The following is a 20,743-nucleotide window of genomic DNA, read 5'->3' as shown; positions in this document are numbered from 1 at the left end:
CATATATAAAATTATAAAAAATGAGTTTAAAAGGCTATAAAGGCGTAATTTACGGAGATGCCGTTCAGGAATTGTTTGAACAGGCTAAAAAACATCAGTTTGCATTACCTGCAGTTAATGTTACCGGTACCAACACAATCAATGCGGTAATGGAAACAGCGAAGGCAGTTAATTCACCTGTTATTATTCAGCTTTCCAATGGCGGAGCCCAATTTTATGCTGGAAAAACATTGAATAATGACAATTTGAATGCATGTGTATTAGGCGCAGTTTCTGCAGCTAAACATGTACATTTATTAGCTGAGCATTACGGTGTTGCAGTAGTTTTGCATACTGACCACGCAGCAAAGAAACTATTACCATGGATCGACGGTTTACTAGACCATGGCGAAAAATTCTTCGCAGCGCATGGTAAACCATTGTTTTCTTCACACATGTTAGATTTATCAGAAGAGTCTATCGAAGAAAATATCGAGATTTCTGCTAAATATCTTGCTCGCATGGCGAAAATAGGTATGACTATCGAAATCGAACTAGGTGTAACTGGTGGAGAAGAGGATGGAGTAGACAACAGTGATGTAGATAGCTCTAAATTATACACTCAACCTTCTGAAGTAGCTTATGCTTACGAAGAATTGAGTAAAGTAAGTGATAAATTTACGGTAGCAGCAGCTTTCGGTAATGTTCACGGCGTTTACAAACCAGGTAATGTGAAATTACAGCCGGTAATTCTTAAGAACTCTCAGGATTATATCAGAGAAAAATATGCAATCACTGCTGAAAAACCTATCAATTTTGTATTCCACGGTGGTTCAGGATCTACTCAGGAAGAAATCAGAGAAGCGATTTCTTACGGAGCAATCAAAATGAACATCGATACAGATATGCAATGGGCATTATGGGAAGGTGTTTTGGATTACTATAAAGCAAATGAAGCTTATCTTCAAGCGCAAATCGGTAACCCAGATGGCGATGATAAACCAAATAAGAAATATTATGATCCTCGCGTTTGGTTACGTAAAGGTGAAGAAGCTTTTGTTAAACGTTTAACTCAGGCTTTCGAAGACCTTAACTGTAGAGACGCAAGCGATAAACTATAGTTTTTCGTTTCCAGATCGTCAGGAGTCTTTAAACAGTCCTGAAATCAAACAAGGCCTGCTCCATGATATGGAACAGGCCTTGTTATTTAACTCTAAATTTCGAAGAGCTGCTTATTCTGTTCCTGATTTTGGCTGTTCAAACCCCTATTTTTTACCATATTTGTAGAAACATCAGCAGGCAATGGAAACACTATTCGTAAATAAGGTAAATGGAAAAGAGGAACTAGATCATGTATTTGCGATCAGAAGAGTCGTTTTTGTGGATGAGCAGCATTGCCCGCCAGAACTGGAATGGGAAAATGAAGAAGAATCGACCCATTTTCTTGCTAAGATGGATAATCAGCCATGTGGTGCCTGTAGGTGGAGAAAAACAGATCAAGGCTATAAGCTGGAGAGATTTGCCGTATTGAAAGCATATCGGGGTAAGCGAATAGGGCAGGCGCTGGTAGCGGCAGTGTTAGCCGATTTACCTGCAGATGCGCATTATATTTACCTGAACGCACAGCTGCCTGCAATGTCTTTATATGCTAAATTTGGCTTTTTGGCCGAAGGACCGCAATTTGAAGAAGCAGGATTCCAGCATTTTAAAATGGTAAAGAAAGGATAGCGATTAACTCAAAAATATCTGATTGGAGAGCTGTACCGCAGCTTTCCATTTTTCCATATCCAGTCCTAAAGTTTCTCCTTTACTTTCCAAAAACCAGATCAGGTCTTCAGTAGCTAAATTCCCAGTCAGGTCGTCAGTTGCCATAGGGCAGCCTCCAAAGCCTTTTAAGGCGCTATCGAATCTAAAGCATCCACAATCATAAGCTGCTTGTATTTTTTCAATACGCGTCTCCGGAGTGCTGTGTAAGTGAACGCCAATCTCTACCTGATCAAATGTCTTCATCATGCCTGGCAAAATCGCTTTAATTCTTTCCGGAGAGGATATGCCAATCGTATCTGATAAAGAGAGTATGTTGACGCCCATATCGGTCAGTGTACTTGCCCAATGCATCACGATCTCTTCATTCCATGGATCGCCGTAAGGGTTTCCGAAACCCATGGATAAATACACCACTGCAGTTTTATCATGCTGAGTACAAAGCTCCAGCATTTGTTTGACCGTATCCAGGGAAGCAGCAATCGTAGCATTCGTATTGCGCATTTGAAAAGTCTCAGAGATAGAAAAAGGAAAACCCAGTTGATGGATCTCCGGATGCTGTACAGCGGCTTCTATGCCTCTTAAATTGGCTACAATGGCCAGCAGTTTGGATCGGGTACTGCTCAAATCCAGTTTTGCCAATACTTCGGCAGTATCTCTTAATTGAGGAATGGCTTTAGGACTCACAAAACTGCCAAAATCGATGGTATCAAAGCCCACCTGCAGCAGCAAATTGATATAGGCTGCTTTCAGGTCGGTGTCAATGAAATCATGGATACCTTGCATGGCATCTCTTGGACATTCTATCAGTTTAATCGACTTTTGCTGGTTCATGCTTTATTTTCTTGTAGTAAGGTCGGATAATCAATCTTGTGCCACGATCGTAGCTGAAATAACTCCAAACCCAGTTCACAAAAACCACGAGTTTATTTCTAAAGCCAACGAGTGTCATCAAATGTACAAACATCCAGGTAAACCACGCGAATACCCCTTGAAATCTGATATGATGTAAATCAACAACTGCCCGGTTCCGACCTACAGTGGCCATAGCCCCTTTGTCTTTATATTTAAAATTGGCGGTGGCTTTCTTTTCAATAATGTTCAACAGGTTTCCTGCCAATTGTCGGCCTTGTTGAATGGCCGCAGGGGCAACGCCTGGATGTCCGTTAGGAAATTCGCTTGTGATCATAGCGGCAACATCGCCTATGGCGTAAATATTGGAGTAACCATCTACTTTATTGATTTCATCCACCTTTAAGCGGTTTCCGCGAACAATGACTTCTGGATTTAAACCATCCAGAACCACACCTTTTACACCTGCAGACCAGATCACATTGGAAGAGCCAATCTGCTGTCCATCTGCGAGGGTCAGCACTTTGCCATTAAACGACTGCACCCGGGCTTCCGTCATAATATTAACGCCTAATTCTGTTAAAAACAGCCTTGCTTTTTTAGAAGCCTGAGGAGACATGGCTCCCAATAATTCCGGCGAACCTTCTATCAGATAAATGCGCACCTTGTCAATATCCAGTTCCGGGTAATCACTTTTCAATACATGTTTTTTAAGCTCGGCAATGGCTCCTGCAGTTTCCACTCCGGTAGGTCCGCCGCCAACCACCACAAAGCTGAGCAGTTCATTGGCCACCAATGGATCCGTGGCAATCTGTGCAGCTTCCAAATTTTGAAGAATCAGGCTTCGCAGATTTAAGGCTTCTGGGATAGACTTCATCGGCATGGCATTGGCCTGAATTTGATCCTGTCCAAAGAAATTGCTGGTAGAGCCAGTAGCGATCACCAAATGGTCGTAATCAATGGTGCCGATACTCGTTTGAATGCAATTGTTCAAAGGATCCACAGCACTTACTTCGGCCACCCGGAAAATCAGGTTTTTCTGACCTTTAAAAATCTTGCGGAGCGGGAAGGCGATCGAATCGGCTTCTAAACCACCGGTAGCGACCTGATACAGTAATGGCTGGAAAGTATGGTAGTTGTGTTTATCTACCATGATGACTTCTATTTCTTTATCTCTTAATTTCTTCGCTAATTCTATCCCACCAAATCCGCCACCTACAATGACTATTCTCGTTTTGCTGCCTTTCGGGAAGTGCTGCTCCATATTTATAAAATTTGAATTCTTAAATATACTGATAACAAAAAAGGCACCCAAAAAGGGTGCCTTTAATTATTAAATCTTAAGATTTCTTATTTGTTCTTACCTAAATCGATAACGATAGGGGTAGAGATACACAATGAAGAGTACGTACCGATGATACGACCGATCAATAGTGCGAAGATAAATCCACGGATACTTGCGCCACCGAAGATGAAGATCACAAGTAATACGAAGAATACGGTTAATGAAGTCAAAATAGTACGACTCAATGTGCTGTTTAGGGCAAAGTTGATCAGTTTATTACGTTCTTCACCATGTAAGTCTTCTTTTCCAGTTTCCGCTAATTTCTCACGGATACGGTCAAATACAACTACAGTTTCCGTCATGGTATAACCCATTACCGTTAAGATCGCTGCGATGAAATCCTGGCCAATCTCTAATGAGAATGGAAGTACACCGTCTAAGATCGTGTAGAAAGATAGTACCAGTAACACGTCATGGAATAACGCGATTACTGCACCTAAACCATAGTTCAGTTTCTTGAACCTGACTACGATATAGATAAACATCACTAAACAAGAGAACAAGATTGCTCCGTAAGCCCCGTAAACGATGTCACTTGCAATGATAGGACCCACCTTCTCATTACTTTCAATTTTATAAGGAACACCAGTTTTAGCAAGACCTTCTTGAAGGGCCTTTTCTACTAATTTATCCGCGCCATTGTCTTGATCAGTGATGTGGTAAGTAGTGGTGATTTTCAGTTCGTTGTTTGCACCAGCAGTTTTAACTACAGTTTCCGACTCAGGGAATACTGCGGCTAATTTCGCTTTTACATCTTCCGTTTCCATGCCTTTATCGAAGTGAACGATATAAGTTCTACCACCTTTAAAGTCGATACCTAAGTTCAATCCACCATTTTTGAAGTAGAAGATAAAACCTAAAACGATGATCGCAGTAGAAATGCTGTAATAGATTTTTCTATGTCCAACGAAGTTAAACGCGATATTTTTGAAGGCGTGAATGGTGTATTTATTACCGAAAGTAATGTTTGATTTTTTCTCTAATAACCAGTCGAACACTAAACGTGAGATCAATACCGCACAGAATAATGAAGAAAGAATACCAATACAAAGTGTCGTTGCAAAACCTTGAACCGGACCAGTACCGAAGATGTAAAGGATCGCACCTAATACAAATACCGTAACGTTCGAGTCAATGATAGAAGACATCGCATGTTTGAAACCTTCTTTAATCGCAACCGGAGTTGGTTTACCTAAGTTCAGCTCTTCTCTTACACGCTCGAAGATCAGAATGTTCGCATCTACGGATAAACCGATTACCAATACGATACCTGCGATACCTGGCAAGGTCAATACTGCACCCAGTGAAACTAGGATACCCATGATGAAGAATAAGTTGATCACTAACGCAAGGTTAGCTACCCATCCTGCTTTATTGTAATATAAAGCCATGAACACTAAGATCACCACGAAGGCAAGTACGAAAGAGATTAAACCGTCATGGATTGCCACTTCACCTAGAGAAGGACCAACCACAAACTCACCAACGATTCTAGCTGGAGCTGGAAGCTTACCTGCTTTTAAGATGTTGGCTAAATCTTGTGTATCGTTTACAGTGAAGTTACCAGTGATAGAAGAGATACCGTTAGGAATTTCGTTCTGTACAGTTGGTGCAGAGTAAACCGTGTTGTCTAATACAATGGCAATAGATTTTTTATTGTTTGGATCTGCTGCTGCTTCAGCAGTAATTTTTTTCCATTTTGTTGCACCATCACCAGTCATGTACATGGTTACTTCTGGTCTGCCTTTTTGATCGTAATCATGACGGGCATCGCTGATTGCATCACCACCTAAATCTGGTTTACCATCCATTGAAGTAGATTTGATCGCATACAATTCGAAAATCTTAGCACCACCAGTCGTCGTCACGTCCATTGGTTTCACACTCCACATGAATTTGAAACTCTGAGGAATGATAGAAGCTACTTCTGATCTTTTGAAATATGAATTTACTTTAGCCGTATCTTTTTGAGCTACCCAACCTACAACTGGTCCTGGACGTAATGAGGTCTGACCGTTTTCGCCTTGGTAAGTAGGCACGTTTAATACAGAGAACAATGGGTTAGATTTTGCAAGGTCTTTGTTTTTAACTGCAGCAGAATCTTTAGTGTCTTTATTTTTAGCAAGACCAGCCAATTTACTTTCCGATTTAGCGGCAGTAGTATCTGTACCTGCTGGAGCTACATCAGTAGTTTTTAAAGTGGCAGCTAAAGTCTTGTTGATGTTTTCTAATACTGGATACACTTCCTCATTGTTGTATACCTGCCAGAATTGTAATTCTGCAGATCCCTGCAATAATTTGTGAACCCTTTCTTTATCCTGAACACCTGGCATCTCAATCAGGATACGGTTCGTACCTTCTTGTTTCTGCATGTTAGGGCTTACCACACCGAAACCATCGATACGGCTTCTGATGATCACGAAAGAACGATCGATCGCACTTGTTGCTTCTTTAGACAAATAATTTTTAACATCTGAATTGCTGGCGTTAGCTTTAAGCAATTTAGCGTTGTCCTGATTTGAAAAGTAGTCAGCCAATTTCACATTTGGAGAAAGTTTCTCAAACTCATCTACGAATATGGCGATGAAATCTTTTCCACCAGCATTTAGTTTCTCTTGAGCAATTGCTAAGGCTTTGTTGAAATTAGCATCATCAGGATTACCAGCTAAAGATTTAACCAGTTCCGCTAACGAGATTTCCATCGTTACGTTCATCCCACCTTTAAGGTCTAGCCCAAGGTTAATTTCTTTTTCTTTACAGAACTGGTAGTTAAATCCAAAAACAGGATAAACCGGCACTGTGGCCATAGAATCTAAATAAGCTTTTTCCTTATCTAAGTCTCCTTTGGCATAAGCCTTTGCGTCTTTTTCAACTTTCGAAGTGACAAAGTTGAATGAGAGAGAATACACACAGACAATACCTAGAAGTATTGCCATAAATTTAATAAAACCTTTACCCTGCATTTGTTTGTAATTATTAGTCTATATAAGCTATATATTTTTTTAACAAGTCGGCAAATCTAATTATTTTTTTAAATAATAGACTACCTTCTCAATTTTTTATTATGGGCGCTTAACTATTTGCGTTCAAGTGTTGAAAACGTATAAGCGACCTTGTTTTTCTCATCTGGAAGATGCTTTTCCTTGCTGAGTTCGTTCCATTCCTCCAGATCAATTTCTGGAAAGAAAGTGTCTGCTTCGTAGGTTTGATGCACTCTGGTCAGGTAAATCCGGTTTGTAGCGGCTAAAGCATGCTTGTAAAGTTCGGCGCCGCCGATAATGAATACCTCCTCTGTACCTTCGCAAAGCGCCAGCGCTTCATCCAAACTATTGGTGATTTCTGTTCCCGGAAGCTCCAATCCGGTATTTCTGGTAATCACAATATTACGTCTGTTGGGAAGTGGCCTGCCGATAGAATCATAGGTTTTTCTGCCCATGATGATGGTATGTCCACTGGTAATGTCTTTAAAATGTTTTAAGTCTGCTGGCAGGTGCCATAACAATTGGTTGTCTTTACCGATGGCATTATCTTCGGCAATGGCGACTACAATGGAAACGATCATACGGCCACAGCTCCTTTAATGTGAGGATGTGGTTCGTAACCCTCCAGGTTAAAATCTTCAAATTTAAAATCCATCAGGTCTTTGACCTCTGGGTTAATCTTCATGAGCGGTAATTTTTTTGGCTCCCTGCTCAATTGCAGTCTGGCCTGGTCTATATGGTTATTGTATAAATGGGCATCACCAAGTGTATGAATAAAATCTCCGTATTCCAATCCACATACCTGGGCAACCATCATGGTCAACAAGGCGTAAGATGCGATATTAAACGGAACTCCCAAAAAGATATCTGCACTTCTTTGGTACAATTGACAGCTGAGTTTACCATCTGCCACATAAAACTGGAAAAAGGCATGGCAAGGTGGTAAAGCCATTTCATCGATATCCGCCACATTCCATGCGGATACGATAATCCTTCTAGAATCCGGGTTGTTTTTTATAGTGTTGATAATTTGGCTGATCTGGTCGATCTTACGGCCATCAGGTGTTGGCCATGAACGCCATTGCGAACCATAAACAGGGCCAAGGTTGCCATCGGCATCCGCCCATTCGTCCCAGATTTTCACGCCATTATCTTTCAGATATTTGATATTGGTATCTCCGCTTAAAAACCAGATCAGTTCATGAATGATGGATTTTAGGTGTAATTTCTTGGTCGTCACCATAGGAAAGCCCTCCTGAAGGTTAAACCTCATCTGGTAACCAAAAACACTGATGGTTCCTGTTCCGGTACGGTCATGTTTTTGTGTGCCATGATCCAGCACGTGCTGCATTAAATCTAAATATTGTTTCATCTGTTGGCAAGCTTCTTTTTTCGGCCTGCGACTCCTGCAAGATAGTATTTTTACAGTTTTTCGCAGGATTTTTTTAGGAAAGGATTGGATTACTTTTCCCGTTTTATGATCAGCCACTGCAAAAGTAGGAATTATTCTTCAGGGAATGCGCTGTAGTTGTAGTCGGGAAGAGATCTGCTTTCTTTTAGCCGGAGGAAGGGGCTGGGAAGGGATTTGGATAGCAGAACCTAAGGCAAGACCTGGACCCTATCGGAAGCCCTTCTCCTCTCTACACCAATGCCCTTCTCTTCCCGAACACTTCCAGACCACTACCTGGCTAATAGTTCATTTTTTTTCTGGAAAAATTCTCATTTTCATAAGTACTTGTCCAAAGGAGAAATTTGATTTTGTAAGTTTGCCTTATAAAATCATAATCGATGCTTGCCTTTGCGAATGCTAAAATTAACCTTGGGTTACAGATCACCGGGAAACGTGCCGATGGCTATCATAATATTGAAACCGTATTTTATCCGGTAAAGCTTTACGACGTAGTTGAATGCCTTGATGCAGACGTTTTGAGCTGTACGATCGAAGGAATTGAGGTCCCAGGTGCCACCGCAGACAATATTTGTCTGAAAGCGTATCAGCTGCTGAAACAGGACTTTGACCTTCCTCCGCAGCACATTTGTCTATTAAAAAATATTCCCGTAGGAGCAGGCTTGGGTGGTGGCTCTGCCGATGGCGCTTTTATCCTGAAACTGCTGAATGATAAATTCAAATTGGGACTTTCTATTCCGCAATTGGAGGGTTATGCCAGGCAGCTTGGTGCTGATTGTGCCTTTTTCATTCAAAATGAACCTCGATATGCCGAAGGGAAAGGTGATGAATTTACTGATATTCAGGTAGATCTGTCTGCCTATTTTCTTGTTCTGGTGAAGCCGGATATTCATGTCTCTACTGCCGATGCTTATGCAGGAATAATGGTAGCTGATACTGGGACATCGGTAAAAGATTTAATACATTTGCCTTTGAGGGATTGGAAAGCGAATCTGAAAAATGATTTCGAGGCTTCTGTGTTTTTGAAGTACCCCGAAATTGAAGCCATCAAAGCGAGCCTTTACCAGCAAGGCGCAATCTACGCTTCGATGAGTGGCAGCGGATCTGCGGTTTACGCAATATTTGAAGCACCAGTGCAACTTCTTGAACTCGAAAGAACCAATAAAGTATTTTATAACGTTTAGTGAATTATGGAAATCAACCTGATAAGAAAAAACGATAAATTTAATTTTGAAGCGGAAAATTCTACCGGTTTTAAGGTAGAATTGGATGCAAAGCCGGAAATCGGTGGTGAGGGAAAAGGTTTCCGCCCAATGGAAATGCTGCTGATTGGCCTTGGCGGATGCAGCGGAATTGATATGGTCAATGTCCTCACTAAACAAAAAGAACCATTGAATGATGTAAAAATCAAAATCAAGGCTTCCAGAAAAACGGAAGAAATGCCTCCGATATTTGACGTGATCAATATTCATTTCGATCTATATGGTCCTTTAAACGTGCGAAAAGTAGAACGTGCGCTGGCCCTTACTTTCGATAAATACTGTTCGGTATCCAATATTTTGGGAAGATCAGCAACCATCAACTTTACATATACTATTTATCAATAACAAAATGCAAGAAGAGAATCAAGAAGAGAATTTCGAGACCCTGGCCATACGCTTACAAGCCGAGAGAACCCATTTTAAAGAGCATTCTGTGCCCTTGTACCTGACTTCAAGTTACAAATTTGACGATTCAGAAGAAATGCGCGCTTTGTTTGCAAATGAGAAGGAAGGCAACGTTTACAGCCGTTACGCCAATCCGAATACTTCTGAATTAATTGATAAAATGGCCGTTTTAGAAGGTGCAGAATCAGGATGGGTAACCGCAACGGGTATGGCTGCGATCTTTACTACTTTTGCTGCCTTTTTAAAATCCGGCGATCACGTACTGGCCAGCAGATCTGTTTTTGGATCTACGCACCAGCTGCTGAATAATATTTTCCCAAAATGGGGGATTACCTATACTTATGCGGATCTGGATAAACCAGAACAAATGGAGCAGGGCATCCAACCGAATACAAAAATGATTTTTGTAGAAACGCCTTCTAACCCTGGAATCGATATTATCGACTTGGAATGGTTGGCGAAACTGGCAAAAAAACATGGTGTATTATTGGTGGTAGACAACTGTTTTGCTACCCCATATCTGCAACAGCCAATTAAATTGGGTGCAGACATCTCTATCCATTCGGCCACTAAATTTATCGACGGACAAGGTCGTACATTAGGTGGTGTGATTTTAGGTTCTCATGAACTGATTGGAGAAATTGAAGCTTTCGCCAGACACAGTGGGCCGGCCATGTCGCCCTTCAATGCCTGGTTGCTGTCGAAAAGTTTAGAAACCCTGGCTGTTCGTATGGACAGACATTGTGAAAATGCCTTGAAAGTAGCAGAATTCTTAGAAAGTCATCCCCGCATTAAAAAAGTGAGGTATCCTTTCCTGCCTTCTCACCCTCAATATGACATTGCTAAAAAGCAGATGAAACAAGGTGGTGGTATCGTGACCCTGGTCATTGAAGGTGGCGCAGCAGCAGCAGGTAAATTCATGGACAAACTAAAGATGTTCTCGATCTCTGCAAATCTTGGAGATACCAGGTCTATCGCGACACACCCTGCAACCAGTACTCACTCCAAATTAACGGAAGAGCAAAGGTTAGAGGTGGGTATTGAACAAGGATCTGTTCGTTTGTCAATTGGCCTGGAGCACATCAACGACATCCTTGGGGATATCAAACAGGCACTTAGCTAATATAATCGCGATCCTCATCGCTGATCGATTTTTTACGGTCCTCAGGAGCTTCCTGGGGACTTTCTTTATCATAAGTACTGATGGTCACTTTTGGTCGCCCAGCCATATAACCCAGTATAAAGCCAATAAAAGTACAGACGCCAATCACTAATAGTTTAGAAACATCTGCCTCTCCAAAAATGAAATCGAACTTTACCTTATCGGTGTTGATCATTAAAAAGACAGTGATAAGGACGGTAAAGATGATGATGAAAATGGTTTTAGTACGCATGTGTTAAAAGCTATAATTTAAAAGTAATTCTAAGATAGGATTTTGGTGATACATTTTGTTCACAAAAACGATCCTGCCGCCTACGTCTACTACAGGTTGATAGCGCAGTAAGTTCATACTACTACGCAATTCGAAGCCAAAAGTTTTAGGCTGACCAATATTTGTATCTTCTCCAAGGTTTTCGTAGTGACAAAATACGCCGCCACGAAGGTTTCTGATATAGGCCAAAGGACCGATTTCCGCATCAGGAAACACAATTGGGAAGCGGTAGTTGAGCAGTAAGGTGTTTTTGAGAATATTAAGTGCTGGAATGTTATTGTATCCGTATACTGTATTGATCTGCTGATCATATTTCCTCACACCAAAGCTGCGCTGATAGCTGAAATTGGCCAGAAAAGAGTGGTTTCTAGCGAGTCCGGGAAAATAAAAGAAACTTTCTGCCGCAAAAATATCACCGGACAACTGTGGGTCAAAAGGCTGGTGGAGATAGCTGAATCGCAGCACCTGGGCCCATTTCGGGGCGATGTCCCTTTCTGATTGCCGGATGCTGTGCGTAAAGCTAACGCTGTACTCCAATGGGAATTTAAGGGTGCTGATGTAGTTATCAGGCATATTTTCAGGCTGATACCTTTTGGTATAGCTGGTAGCCGTTGTGAAGGAGAAGTTGTAAAAATCATCCAAAGCGTTCAGGCTGATAGGCAAGGTCGCGGCTAAGCGAACGTCATTTTCACGCCAATCACCTTGTTGAATTCCTTTATTGCTGCTGTAAAAAGCACGCCTTGGTCTGTTGCGGTAGGTAGTACTCAATATCGGATAAAAACCTCTATAGGTAAATCCGGCATTGTATTCAAACCGTCCCAGGTCCCGGAAATAATTGACGCCTGCAAAGACGTTCATGGTGTTGAGGAGGTTATCGGAGTTGATTTGTAAGCCACCGCGATATTCATCTTCAATTATCGGATTGATACTGTGTACCTGAAACAGGTTTTTTAATCCGCCATAAGACTTGGAAGTATAAGTACTATCGGGGATGTCTGCAAAAACACTACCTGTATTTTCCTGTTTTACAGCGGCTGCTCCAAGAAAAACAAAGTGATTTTCTCCAGGGGCTTCTGGCTGTATCTCCGTTTCTGCCACATTGTAACCTGCAATTCCATAATTGTTGAAAACCATGGATTTTTCATTGGCAGAAAAAGCAGGATTAAATGCACCGTATTTAGCGGCACTCAGCGCGCTTATCTTTTTGGTTTCGGGTTCTATAAAGTAAATGTTGTCAATTCCGTTATAGTGTGCGTTAAATGCGATTCCTTTGGAAAAGTAAACAGGTCTGCTCAACTGCTGCTGTGTTGGGGGGATTAAAACTTCCGTTTTTCCAGTGCGGTCCATTTGCTGAAGAGATTTGCCTTGCTCGGTCACCGCAATAAAAGCAATCGTGCTGCCATCTGGACTGTAGGCTGGGGTTTGCAGGATCAGGTTTTGCGGATTTGGATAGGTGTGGAGGATAGCTCCGGTTACCGCATCCATTTCGAGTAGGTTGCTTTGGTTACTTAAGTCGTACCTCACCACGACTACTTTCTTGCCATCCGCCGAAAGGGAAGGAGAGAAGAGCCGGCTTCGGGAGCTGAGTTTATGACTGCGGCCGCTCTTTAAGTCGTAAGTATTGATCACGCTGTAATTGCGCTGTCTGTATCTGGGGTCGTATCTGATTTCATCCCAAACCACTACACCGTTCGCATAGCTGAACCATGGCTGTTCCTGTACGGCAATAGAAAGCAATCTTTTTTCTTTTTTATCCGGCCCAATGAGCACAAAATGAGGGGTTTCTCCTTTACTTTGTTTCAAAGCGAGCACTTGCTGATCGTTGATCTTTACCGGCATAAAATAGCTGGTGGCATAATTCGGTTTTCCGTTTAGAGGAGCGTAGTCTTTGGAGGGTGTTTTATGGGCTTGCGCTGTCCATTCTTCCCGCAATTTTTCGGTACTGGCATGAAACCATTCGGTGGTTCCTTTTCCACTAAATTTCTTCAGACTTTTAGAGAAGGGGTAGAGGCGAACCGGGCGATGTTTGATGTCGGTAAGGACACTGTCGAACACAAATTCTCCGGCAGATGCCCGAATTGAGGAAGCCAGTGTATAACCCAGCTGGTAATATCCAGGGGTCAGGTCTTTTTCCGAAGCAAAGTTGGATTTGGTATAGGAATAGTTTTTTCCTTCCAGCAGCTGTGTTCTGTAGGGCATGATCCAGCTTGGAATTCTTCCCCTACCGGCATTGGTGAGCGAGGTCTCTGTGCTTACTGCATCTCCTTCAAAATACCAGAGCGGCAGGCTCACACCAAGCCAGGCAAAGTAAACAGTTTCTGGAAAAGGATGTGCGGCGCCACCGGTTAGTTTATCGTATTGTGCCACATGGCGAAGTTCGTGTACTGCGAGGTTATTTAACCAATCCTGACTGTCGAATTGCTGGGGAGGAGTGGTGTAAAATTCGGATTTTTTTGGAGCCAGCTGTACAAAGCCGTTTGCGATGACTCCGCGGTTTTGTAAGAGAATCGGAATGCTGGCTTTTTGCTGGCCCAAGCTTGCCCCAACATAAGGATAGATTTTGGTAATGGTGTTCGACATGCGCTGGGCTTCTTTCTCCAGCTCTATTGGATAAATAATCCGAAATCCGGTGGCATTAATTTGTCGCCATTTCACACTAAGCGGGTTTTGTTCGGAGTTAAAGATCTGAGCAACGCTTTTAGGCCCGGTTAAACTTAATACTAATGAAGTTATAGCGCTGATGATTAATGCTCTGTTTGCGGTAGATGTCGTCATTAATTTGCGATGCTAATGTGATTGGTTTTATTGGAAATTTTCAATTCTTTATCGGTTGATCTTTGGTTTAGCCCTGAATACATGGTGTTTATCCCTCTTTTTTTACCTTTCAGCAGTTCTTATACGGTTGAAATATAAGTATTTTTTTGGAGATGGATGGACTTGATTTCCAAGAGATAGGAAGGGGCCAGTTTAGTTTAGTTTCCTGCGTTTTTGGTAGATCGGGTATAGGAAAACCGCCCCAATAATCAGGATCGCTCCTGCGTAAAAGCCGGCAGACATGGTTTCTTTGGTGCCAAAGAAAAGGAAGGCCAGGATGATCCCGTATACCGGTTCCAGATTGGTGATGAGTGCTACGCGAAAAGCAGATAGGGTGCGCATCACTGAAACGCCGGCCACATAGGCCAAAGCGGTGCAGATCGTACCCAATAACAGCAGGTATGACCAGTCCGAAAAGCTGAGGTCAAAATGCTCAGTCAGCAAGGAACGGTCAAACAAACGGTACAGTGTGATCCAGAATAAAGCGCCTGCCATTTCATAGAATCCGATGATTTTTGGATCACTTTTCTGTACTAAAGTAGAATTAATCGTTGAAAATAAACTCGAAGCCAATGCAGAAGAAAGACCCATAATGATCCCAAGGGTATACCCGGATTCAAATTTAAAGATCATATAGATCCCTAGGATAATGATCAAGCCGATGATTACGTCTGGAACCAGGATTGGTTTCTTCTTGATCAGGGGCTCAAGTATTGCGGTAAATAAGGTAAAAGAAGAGAGGCAAACCAGTGTTACGGATACAGTGGAAACTTTAATCGCATAGAAGAACAGAATCCAATGCAGGGCCACCACACTTCCAGTGAAGAAGAATTGCAGAAATTGCTTTCTGGAGATCTTTAAGCTGGTTTTTGAACAAAGAAAATAGATGAATAAAGTTAAACTGGCGATCAATACACGGTACCAGACCAATTGCACCGCATTTACTGAAATAACCGCACCTAAAATGCCGGTAAAACCCCAGATAAAAACAGTCGCATGTAGAATTAAAAGATTTCTATTGGAGGAGCTCTGCATTGTTTGTTCCACTTATTTTGGTGCTTTGCGGAGTAAATAATAGCCCAGTAAGCCGAAGAATATGGTAGGTAACAATACTGCAAATAGTGGAGAAATCCCTCCTTTTAGGGAGAACATCTTGGCGAATTGGTTCAATACAATATAGCCAAAACTCAGGATAATTCCTATTCCAAGCGGTAAACCGACTCCTCCACGAACTTTTCTGGAAGATAGTGCCACACCAATCAGGGTGAGTACGAAGGCGGATAGTGGTTGTAAATATCTTTTATAACGCTCAAATAAGAGGTCGTTCATGATGCCGGAACCACGGATTTCTTCTTTTTTAATCTTTTCAGAAAGGTCTTTGTTAGATAGGTTTTCGTAGATGTTGTCGTAAGCTGAGAAATCGTCAGGACGCATATCCAGGACTGTATCTTTCGGTACCGTACTGCCGTTTATCATGGTTTCCTTTAAGCCGTCAATATTTCTAACTGTATAATTTGTCAGTTTCCAGGAACGTTTCAGCGAATCCCATTTGATTTCATCCGCCACAATTTTCTTGGTTAGGATATCCCCTTTAAAATTGTCTAAAGTGAACTGAGACCCTACCTTAGTCTTGTTGTCAAAACTTTTCATGTAGATGTAAGTCTTCGCATCCAGCTTCATGTGAATGTCCGTTTTACTACTCGGATCATTCTTCTTGATAAAGTTGTTTTCGAAGTTGTTCTTAATTTGATTGGTATATGGGAGGATGTAAAGATTGGAACCTAGGTTGACTGCAAAAATGATGAATGCGGAGATGAAATAAGGAAGGAGGAAGCGGTTAAAGCTTACTCCTCCACTTAAAATGGGTACAATTTCCGTCTGATCGGCCATCTTTGCGGTAAAAAAGATCACGGCAATAAAGTTGATCAGCGGAGAAAGCATATTGACGTAAAATGGAATCGATCCTGCATAATACAGGGTTACCACTTGCCAGAAGGTCAGGTTATTACCAAGAAAGTCATCGAGTTTCTCTGAAAGGTCAAAGATGACGATAATGATGACGAAAAGCGTCAGGGTATAAATAAATGTACCCAGATACTTACTGATAATATACCAGTCGATAATTTTAATCCTGCCCTTGATGAAGTTCATTTATAGCTTATTACCTAAGATGGTCACCATTTTGTTTTTCCAGGCATAAAACTCCCCACTAATGATTTTTTCTCTGGCAGTATTCACTAACCAAAGGTAAAAATGCAGGTTGTGTAAAGTAGCAATTTGAGCGCCCAGCATCTCTTTCGAGTGCATCAGGTGTCTTAAATAGGCCTTAGAATATACCTGATCTGCGTACAAATCACTGTCTGCATCAATAGGAGAGAAGTCGTCCGCCCATTTCTTGTTGCCGATGTTAATGATTCCGTTTCTGGTAAATAACATTCCATTTCTGGCATTTCTGGTTGGCATCACGCAATCAAACATGTCTACACCTAAAGCGATGTTTTCCAGGATGTTGATCGGTGTACCTACGCCCATTAAATAACGTGGTTTTTCGTAGGGTAAGATGTCACAAACGACCTCAGTCATGCCGTACATCTCCTCTGCGGGTTCTCCAACAGATAAACCACCAATCGCATTTCCCTCACGGTCCATACTGGCAATAAATTCTGCAGATTTTTTTCTTAAATCTTTATAGACAGAACCCTGTACAATAGGGAATAAGGTTTGACTGAAACCATACTTAGGTTCAGTACTGTCGAAACGCTTGCAGCAGCGTTTTAACCAACGGTGGGTCATATTGATGGAGTTCGCCGCATATTTATAATCACATGGGTATGGCGTACATTCGTCAAATGCCATGATGATATCCGCTCCAATCGTGCGCTGGATATCCATCGCATTTTCTGGCGTAAATAAGTGTTTTGAACCGTCAATATGGGAACGGAAAGTCACACCTTCCTCCTTAATCTTATTTACTTTACTCAAAGAATAGACCTGGTAACCTCCGCTATCCGTTAGAATAGGGCGATCCCAGCCAATGAATTTATGCAATCCACCGCTTCTTTCAATAATGTCTAAACCTGGTCTGAGGTATAGATGATAGGTATTTCCAAGAATAATCTTGGCGTCAATATCCTCTTTAAGTTCTCGTTGATGCACTGCTTTAACAGTGCCGGCAGTGCCTACAGGCATGAAAATAGGAGTTTGTATATCCCCATGATCCGTTGTTACTGTTCCTGCTCGTGCTTTTGAATGTGTATCTTTTGCCTGTAAGGTAAATTTCATAAATCTGTATGCTCCACTAAAATCTGCCAAAAATAGCAAAAATAACGCTATAAATGGCCCTAAATTTTTATCCACATAAAGGAATTTACAGATTAAAAACCTGAAATTTGGAGGCTACAAAAATACGACGTGGAATTAACCTTACTAGAGACCTGCCTGCTGGGCGCATTTATCTTCTGTTTCCTAATACAACTATACTTTAGTCTGTTTGTTCATCTGAAACTTGCATTTTATCCCGTAGAACCTATCCCTGAAACGGCAAAAAAACCTTTGAGCGTGGTCATCTGTGCCCGCAATGAAGTCGACAATTTAACGGCTTACCTGCCCTCGGTGTTGGCGCAGAATTATCCCGATTTTGAGGTGATTGTGGTGAATGACAGGTCATGGGATGGCACACGTCAGCTTCTAGAGAATTTTGCATCGCAGCATAAACGATTAAAAATTGTAACGATCGGAGAGGGTGAAAAGTTCATCGCCGGAAAGAAATTTGCAGTAACGATGGGGATTAAAGCTGCCTCCAATGATTGGCTGGTCTTTACGGATGCCGATTGCCAGCCAGCCTCAGAAAACTGGTTAATGGGAATGCAGCAAAGTGAAGATCCAGAAGTTGATATCGTTTTAGGGTATTCCCCATACATGAGACAAAGAGGGATATTAAACGCATTGATTCGTTTTGAAACCTTTTTTACCGCAGTAAATTATTTGTCGTACGCCATAAAAGGGATGCCTTATATGGGAGTTGGCAGGAATATGGCCTATAAAAAGACGCTTTTCTTTAAGAATAAAGGCTTTGCAGCACACATGCACATTCCTTCAGGTGATGATGATTTATTCGTAAATGCAAATGCTACCGCAGCAAATACGGAAATTAGAATTAATAAAGACGCACAGGTATGGTCAGAACCAAATACCAGCTGGGGGGGCTACCTACGACAAAAAAAACGCCACTTCGGTGCCGGAAAGTTTTATAAAAGCAAACATAAGTTCATTCTTTCCTGTCAGATTATCTTTCAGTTTCTATTTTATGCTTTCTTCACCGGATTATTGTTCTTTAAAGCCACTTTATACCCGGCATTGGGGATCCTGGGGCTGAGCATTGTGATCCGTTGTTTTATCTATCCCCGCATTTTAAAGCGGCTAAATTATAGTGATTTAAGGTGGTGCTTCCCGTTTCTGGACATTCTCTTATTCATTTTCCTCGTGTTTAATGGCATTCTGTCTATATTTGTAAAAAAGGTAAAGTGGAAATAAGATCAACGCTAATACAAGAATATTTTAAAGATCTGACTGAAGCGCAAATCGCTCAATTCGATCAGTTATATGATTTATACAGTTTCTGGAATGCCCAGATCAATGTGATCTCCAGAAAAGATATTGAAGAGTTATATGTACGCCATATCCTTCATTCTTTGGGTATCGCTAAATTTTGCACCTTCAAACCTGGCACTAAGGTGCTGGATGTAGGTACTGGTGGTGGTTTTCCTGGAATTCCATTGGCCATTATGTTCCCGGAAACACAGTTTCACCTGGTAGATTCTATTGGGAAGAAAATCAAAGTGGTCACAGAAGTTGCTGCTGGTTTAGGATTGAAGAATGTGAAAGCCAGTCACCTGAGGGCAGAACAGGTTCCTGATAAATATGATTTTGTCGTTTCAAGAGCAGTGACTCGCCTGGTTGATTTCTATCCCTGGGTAAAAGATAAGTTCAATAAAGATTCTAAAAATGCAATTGCAAACGGGATTCTCTACCTTAAAGGTGGTGATCTGGCCGAAGAAATTAAAGAAACAAGATTGAAAGCAGAGCTTTATCCGCTTTCTGATTACTTTAAGGAAGAGTTCTTCGATACGAAGTATGTGATGTATATCCCACAATAAAGGTTCTTCTCTTTGAGAGACCTTATAAAAAAGCAGTTACTCTTTTCATCCCCGAATTTTTGCTGAAGGGCAAAAATTCGAATGTCTTCAAAGAGCAAACTGCTTTTTTTTCGCGTCTACCTGCGTTCATCATAGGTTAACTTTCTAGTGGGTAGGCATTTCCAATGCTTTGGGAATGATCCCTCCAATATAGAATTACAGCAAACATGGTGATAAGCCGATAGATAAAATATAAGTTAGTCTAATGAGCTTAATTTATAAAATTGCCCTCAGCATGATCCAAAATGTGGGGCACGTTACGGCTAAACATCTGTTAACCCATTTTATCACACCAGAAGCGGTATTTAAAGCGAATAAGAAAGCATTGATGAGGGTTCCTGGAGTTGGTCTCCTAACTGCAGCGCATATTTTAGGGAAGGACGCGATTTTAAAAGCAAAAGAACAGCTGAAGTTTATAGAGAAATATCAGGTGAAGGTGCTGTTTTACACGGATGATGATTATCCATCACGATTGCGAAACTGTGAGGATGCGCCGATCATTTTATATTATCGTGGAACTGCTGATCTCAATCACCCGCGAATCATCAGTATAGTCGGAACTCGTATGGCCACTAACTATGGTAAGCTGCTCTGTAAGCAATTGGCAGAAGTGCTGGCACCTTATGAGGTGTTAATTGTGAGTGGACTTGCCTATGGCATTGACATTTGTGCGCATCAGGAAAGTTTAGCGTATGGGATTCCAACGGTAGGGGTATTGGCGCATGGTTTGGACCGGATGTATCCTCAGGTGCATGGCCCTACAGCCAAAAAGATGGTGTGGAATGGTGGCTTGTTAACGGAATTTCTGCCGTATACAAATCCTGATAAGGAAAATTTTCCAAAACGCAACCGGATTATCGCAGGGATTTCGGATGTGACGATTGTAGTGGAAGCAGCATCCAAAGGTGGAGCACTCATTACCGCAGATCTGGCCAATTCTTACCATAGGGATGTATATGCGTTTCCTGGAAGGACAACGGATGTGTATTCTGAAGGTTGTAATTTTTTAATTAAGACCAATTGCGCCGGATTGATCAATCATGCGAAAGACCTTCCTTATTTTTTAGGCTGGGAGGAACCTAGGGTGAAAGCTATTTTGGCAGAAGAACTGCCAGTCGATCTTTCTGATATAGAAGTCCAGATATTGAAGGTGTTAAAGGTCTCGGATATGGAACTTGATGCCTTGACTCAGCAGATCGGACTTCCCCAAAGTAAGTTATTATTGCATTTATTGACGCTGGAAATCGAGGGCTTGCTGACTTCTTTGCCGGGGAAACGGTATCGGCTCAATTGAGATATTCTTTA

At 41.7% G+C, this 20,743-nt stretch carries 18 protein-coding genes; 8 read left to right on the top strand and 10 right to left on the bottom strand.

The features are described from left to right. Positions 1-20: 20 nt before the first annotated feature. Both fbaA and H9X96_RS02805 read left to right on the top strand, forming a co-directional pair. Positions 21-1,100 (top strand): class II fructose-bisphosphate aldolase, encoded by a 1,080-nt coding sequence (gene fbaA, locus H9X96_RS02810; protein ID WP_187664802.1) that lies wholly within the window; start codon positions 21-23, stop codon positions 1,098-1,100. Between the two features lie 181 nt (positions 1,101-1,281). Further along, complete coding sequence (locus H9X96_RS02805; RefSeq protein ID WP_187664801.1) at positions 1,282-1,707, top strand: GNAT family N-acetyltransferase; 426 nt, start codon at positions 1,282-1,284, stop codon at positions 1,705-1,707. Between the two features lie 3 nt (positions 1,708-1,710). Here H9X96_RS02805 and H9X96_RS02800 read toward each other — a convergent pair whose 3' ends face one another. The 5 genes from H9X96_RS02800 to H9X96_RS02780 all read right to left on the bottom strand — a co-directional run bounded on the left by H9X96_RS02800 (position 1,711) and on the right by H9X96_RS02780 (position 8,293). Further along, entirely contained in the window at positions 1,711-2,577 is an 867-nt protein-coding gene (locus tag H9X96_RS02800) for a hydroxymethylglutaryl-CoA lyase (protein WP_187664800.1), read from the bottom strand. Further along, positions 2,555-3,859, bottom strand: coding sequence for an NAD(P)/FAD-dependent oxidoreductase (locus tag H9X96_RS02795; RefSeq protein WP_187664799.1), 1,305 nt, complete (start codon positions 3,857-3,859; stop codon positions 2,555-2,557). The genes H9X96_RS02800 and H9X96_RS02795 overlap by 23 nt, the downstream gene beginning before the upstream one ends. Positions 3,860-3,945: 86 nt before the next feature. After that, complete coding sequence (gene secDF / locus H9X96_RS02790; protein WP_187664798.1) at positions 3,946-6,903, bottom strand: protein translocase subunit SecDF; 2,958 nt, start codon at positions 6,901-6,903, stop codon at positions 3,946-3,948. 113 nt (positions 6,904-7,016) lie between these two features. Next, positions 7,017-7,502, bottom strand: a complete 486-nt coding sequence (locus tag H9X96_RS02785) for a dihydrofolate reductase (RefSeq protein WP_187664797.1) — start codon at positions 7,500-7,502, stop codon at positions 7,017-7,019. Beyond that, entirely contained in the window at positions 7,499-8,293 is a 795-nt protein-coding gene (locus H9X96_RS02780; RefSeq protein WP_187664796.1) for a thymidylate synthase, read from the bottom strand. Before H9X96_RS02780 ends, H9X96_RS02785 begins: the two co-directional genes overlap by 4 nt. A gap of 416 nt (positions 8,294-8,709) precedes the next feature. Between H9X96_RS02780 and ispE the strand changes: the two genes are divergently transcribed. From ispE to H9X96_RS02765, 3 genes are read left to right on the top strand one after another with little or no spacing between them, the layout of a single operon-like run. Next, complete coding sequence (gene ispE, locus H9X96_RS02775) at positions 8,710-9,513, top strand: 4-(cytidine 5'-diphospho)-2-C-methyl-D-erythritol kinase (protein ID WP_187664795.1); 804 nt, start codon at positions 8,710-8,712, stop codon at positions 9,511-9,513. 6 nt (positions 9,514-9,519) lie between these two features. Then, positions 9,520-9,936 carry an OsmC family protein gene (locus tag H9X96_RS02770; protein ID WP_187664794.1) on the top strand — a complete coding sequence of 139 codons (417 nt, stop codon included), beginning with the start codon at positions 9,520-9,522 and terminating at the stop codon, positions 9,934-9,936. A 4-nt stretch (positions 9,937-9,940) separates the two neighbouring features. Beyond that, a complete protein-coding gene (locus H9X96_RS02765) occupies positions 9,941-11,119 on the top strand; it encodes a PLP-dependent aspartate aminotransferase family protein (protein WP_187664793.1) in 1,179 nt (392 codons plus the stop codon). Here the strand turns inward: H9X96_RS02765 and H9X96_RS02760 are convergent. From H9X96_RS02760 to tgt, 5 genes are all read right to left on the bottom strand, one after another. Further along, positions 11,112-11,390, bottom strand: coding sequence for a lipopolysaccharide assembly protein LapA domain-containing protein (locus H9X96_RS02760; protein WP_187664792.1), 279 nt, complete (start codon positions 11,388-11,390; stop codon positions 11,112-11,114). The two genes, H9X96_RS02765 and H9X96_RS02760, sit on opposite strands and share 8 nt — an antisense overlap. A gap of 3 nt (positions 11,391-11,393) precedes the next feature. Further along, positions 11,394-14,204: a PD40 domain-containing protein gene (locus tag H9X96_RS02755; protein ID WP_187664791.1), complete on the bottom strand. Its 2,811-nt coding sequence runs from the start codon at positions 14,202-14,204 to the stop codon at positions 11,394-11,396. 192 nt (positions 14,205-14,396) lie between these two features. Further along, entirely contained in the window at positions 14,397-15,278 is an 882-nt protein-coding gene (locus tag H9X96_RS02750) for a DMT family transporter (RefSeq protein WP_187664790.1), read from the bottom strand. A gap of 12 nt (positions 15,279-15,290) precedes the next feature. Further along, positions 15,291-16,394 (bottom strand): LptF/LptG family permease, encoded by a 1,104-nt coding sequence (locus H9X96_RS02745; protein WP_187664789.1) that lies wholly within the window; start codon positions 16,392-16,394, stop codon positions 15,291-15,293. Beyond that, positions 16,395-17,525: a tRNA guanosine(34) transglycosylase Tgt gene (tgt, locus tag H9X96_RS02740; protein ID WP_187664788.1), complete on the bottom strand. Its 1,131-nt coding sequence runs from the start codon at positions 17,523-17,525 to the stop codon at positions 16,395-16,397. A 129-nt stretch (positions 17,526-17,654) separates the two neighbouring features. Here tgt and H9X96_RS02735 point away from each other — a divergent pair, with 129 nt between their 5' ends. From H9X96_RS02735 to dprA, 3 genes are all read left to right on the top strand, one after another. Beyond that, positions 17,655-18,776, top strand: a complete 1,122-nt coding sequence (locus H9X96_RS02735; RefSeq protein ID WP_187664787.1) for a glycosyltransferase — start codon at positions 17,655-17,657, stop codon at positions 18,774-18,776. After that, positions 18,767-19,399: a 16S rRNA (guanine(527)-N(7))-methyltransferase RsmG gene (gene rsmG / locus H9X96_RS02730; RefSeq protein WP_187664786.1), complete on the top strand. Its 633-nt coding sequence runs from the start codon at positions 18,767-18,769 to the stop codon at positions 19,397-19,399. Before H9X96_RS02735 ends, rsmG begins: the two co-directional genes overlap by 10 nt. 244 nt (positions 19,400-19,643) lie before the next feature. Next, entirely contained in the window at positions 19,644-20,732 is a 1,089-nt protein-coding gene (gene dprA / locus H9X96_RS02725; RefSeq protein WP_187664785.1) for a DNA-processing protein DprA, read from the top strand. Positions 20,733-20,743 lie beyond the last annotated feature (11 nt).

The organism is Pedobacter sp. N36a (genome assembly GCF_014472395.1).
In the GTDB taxonomy this organism is placed as follows: Bacteria; Bacteroidota; Bacteroidia; order Sphingobacteriales; family Sphingobacteriaceae; genus Pedobacter.
This window is presented reverse-complemented; position numbering and strand designations above follow the sequence as displayed.

Coding starts and splice junctions, on each gene's coding strand:
- fbaA (WP_187664802.1), top strand. CDS start 21: ATGAGTTTAAAAGGCTATAAAGGCGTAATTTACGGAGATGCCGTTCAG.
- H9X96_RS02805 (WP_187664801.1), top strand. CDS start 1,282: ATGGAAACACTATTCGTAAATAAGGTAAATGGAAAAGAGGAACTAGAT.
- H9X96_RS02800 (WP_187664800.1), bottom strand. CDS start 2,577: ATGAACCAGCAAAAGTCGATTAAACTGATAGAATGTCCAAGAGATGCC.
- H9X96_RS02795 (WP_187664799.1), bottom strand. CDS start 3,859: ATGGAGCAGCACTTCCCGAAAGGCAGCAAAACGAGAATAGTCATTGTA.
- secDF (WP_187664798.1), bottom strand. CDS start 6,903: ATGCAGGGTAAAGGTTTTATTAAATTTATGGCAATACTTCTAGGTATT.
- H9X96_RS02785 (WP_187664797.1), bottom strand. CDS start 7,502: ATGATCGTTTCCATTGTAGTCGCCATTGCCGAAGATAATGCCATCGGT.
- H9X96_RS02780 (WP_187664796.1), bottom strand. CDS start 8,293: ATGAAACAATATTTAGATTTAATGCAGCACGTGCTGGATCATGGCACA.
- ispE (WP_187664795.1), top strand. CDS start 8,710: ATGCTTGCCTTTGCGAATGCTAAAATTAACCTTGGGTTACAGATCACC.
- H9X96_RS02770 (WP_187664794.1), top strand. CDS start 9,520: ATGGAAATCAACCTGATAAGAAAAAACGATAAATTTAATTTTGAAGCG.
- H9X96_RS02765 (WP_187664793.1), top strand. CDS start 9,941: ATGCAAGAAGAGAATCAAGAAGAGAATTTCGAGACCCTGGCCATACGC.
- H9X96_RS02760 (WP_187664792.1), bottom strand. CDS start 11,390: ATGCGTACTAAAACCATTTTCATCATCATCTTTACCGTCCTTATCACT.
- H9X96_RS02755 (WP_187664791.1), bottom strand. CDS start 14,204: ATGACGACATCTACCGCAAACAGAGCATTAATCATCAGCGCTATAACT.
- H9X96_RS02750 (WP_187664790.1), bottom strand. CDS start 15,278: ATGCAGAGCTCCTCCAATAGAAATCTTTTAATTCTACATGCGACTGTT.
- H9X96_RS02745 (WP_187664789.1), bottom strand. CDS start 16,394: ATGAACTTCATCAAGGGCAGGATTAAAATTATCGACTGGTATATTATC.
- tgt (WP_187664788.1), bottom strand. CDS start 17,525: ATGAAATTTACCTTACAGGCAAAAGATACACATTCAAAAGCACGAGCA.
- dprA (WP_187664785.1), top strand. CDS start 19,644: ATGAGCTTAATTTATAAAATTGCCCTCAGCATGATCCAAAATGTGGGG.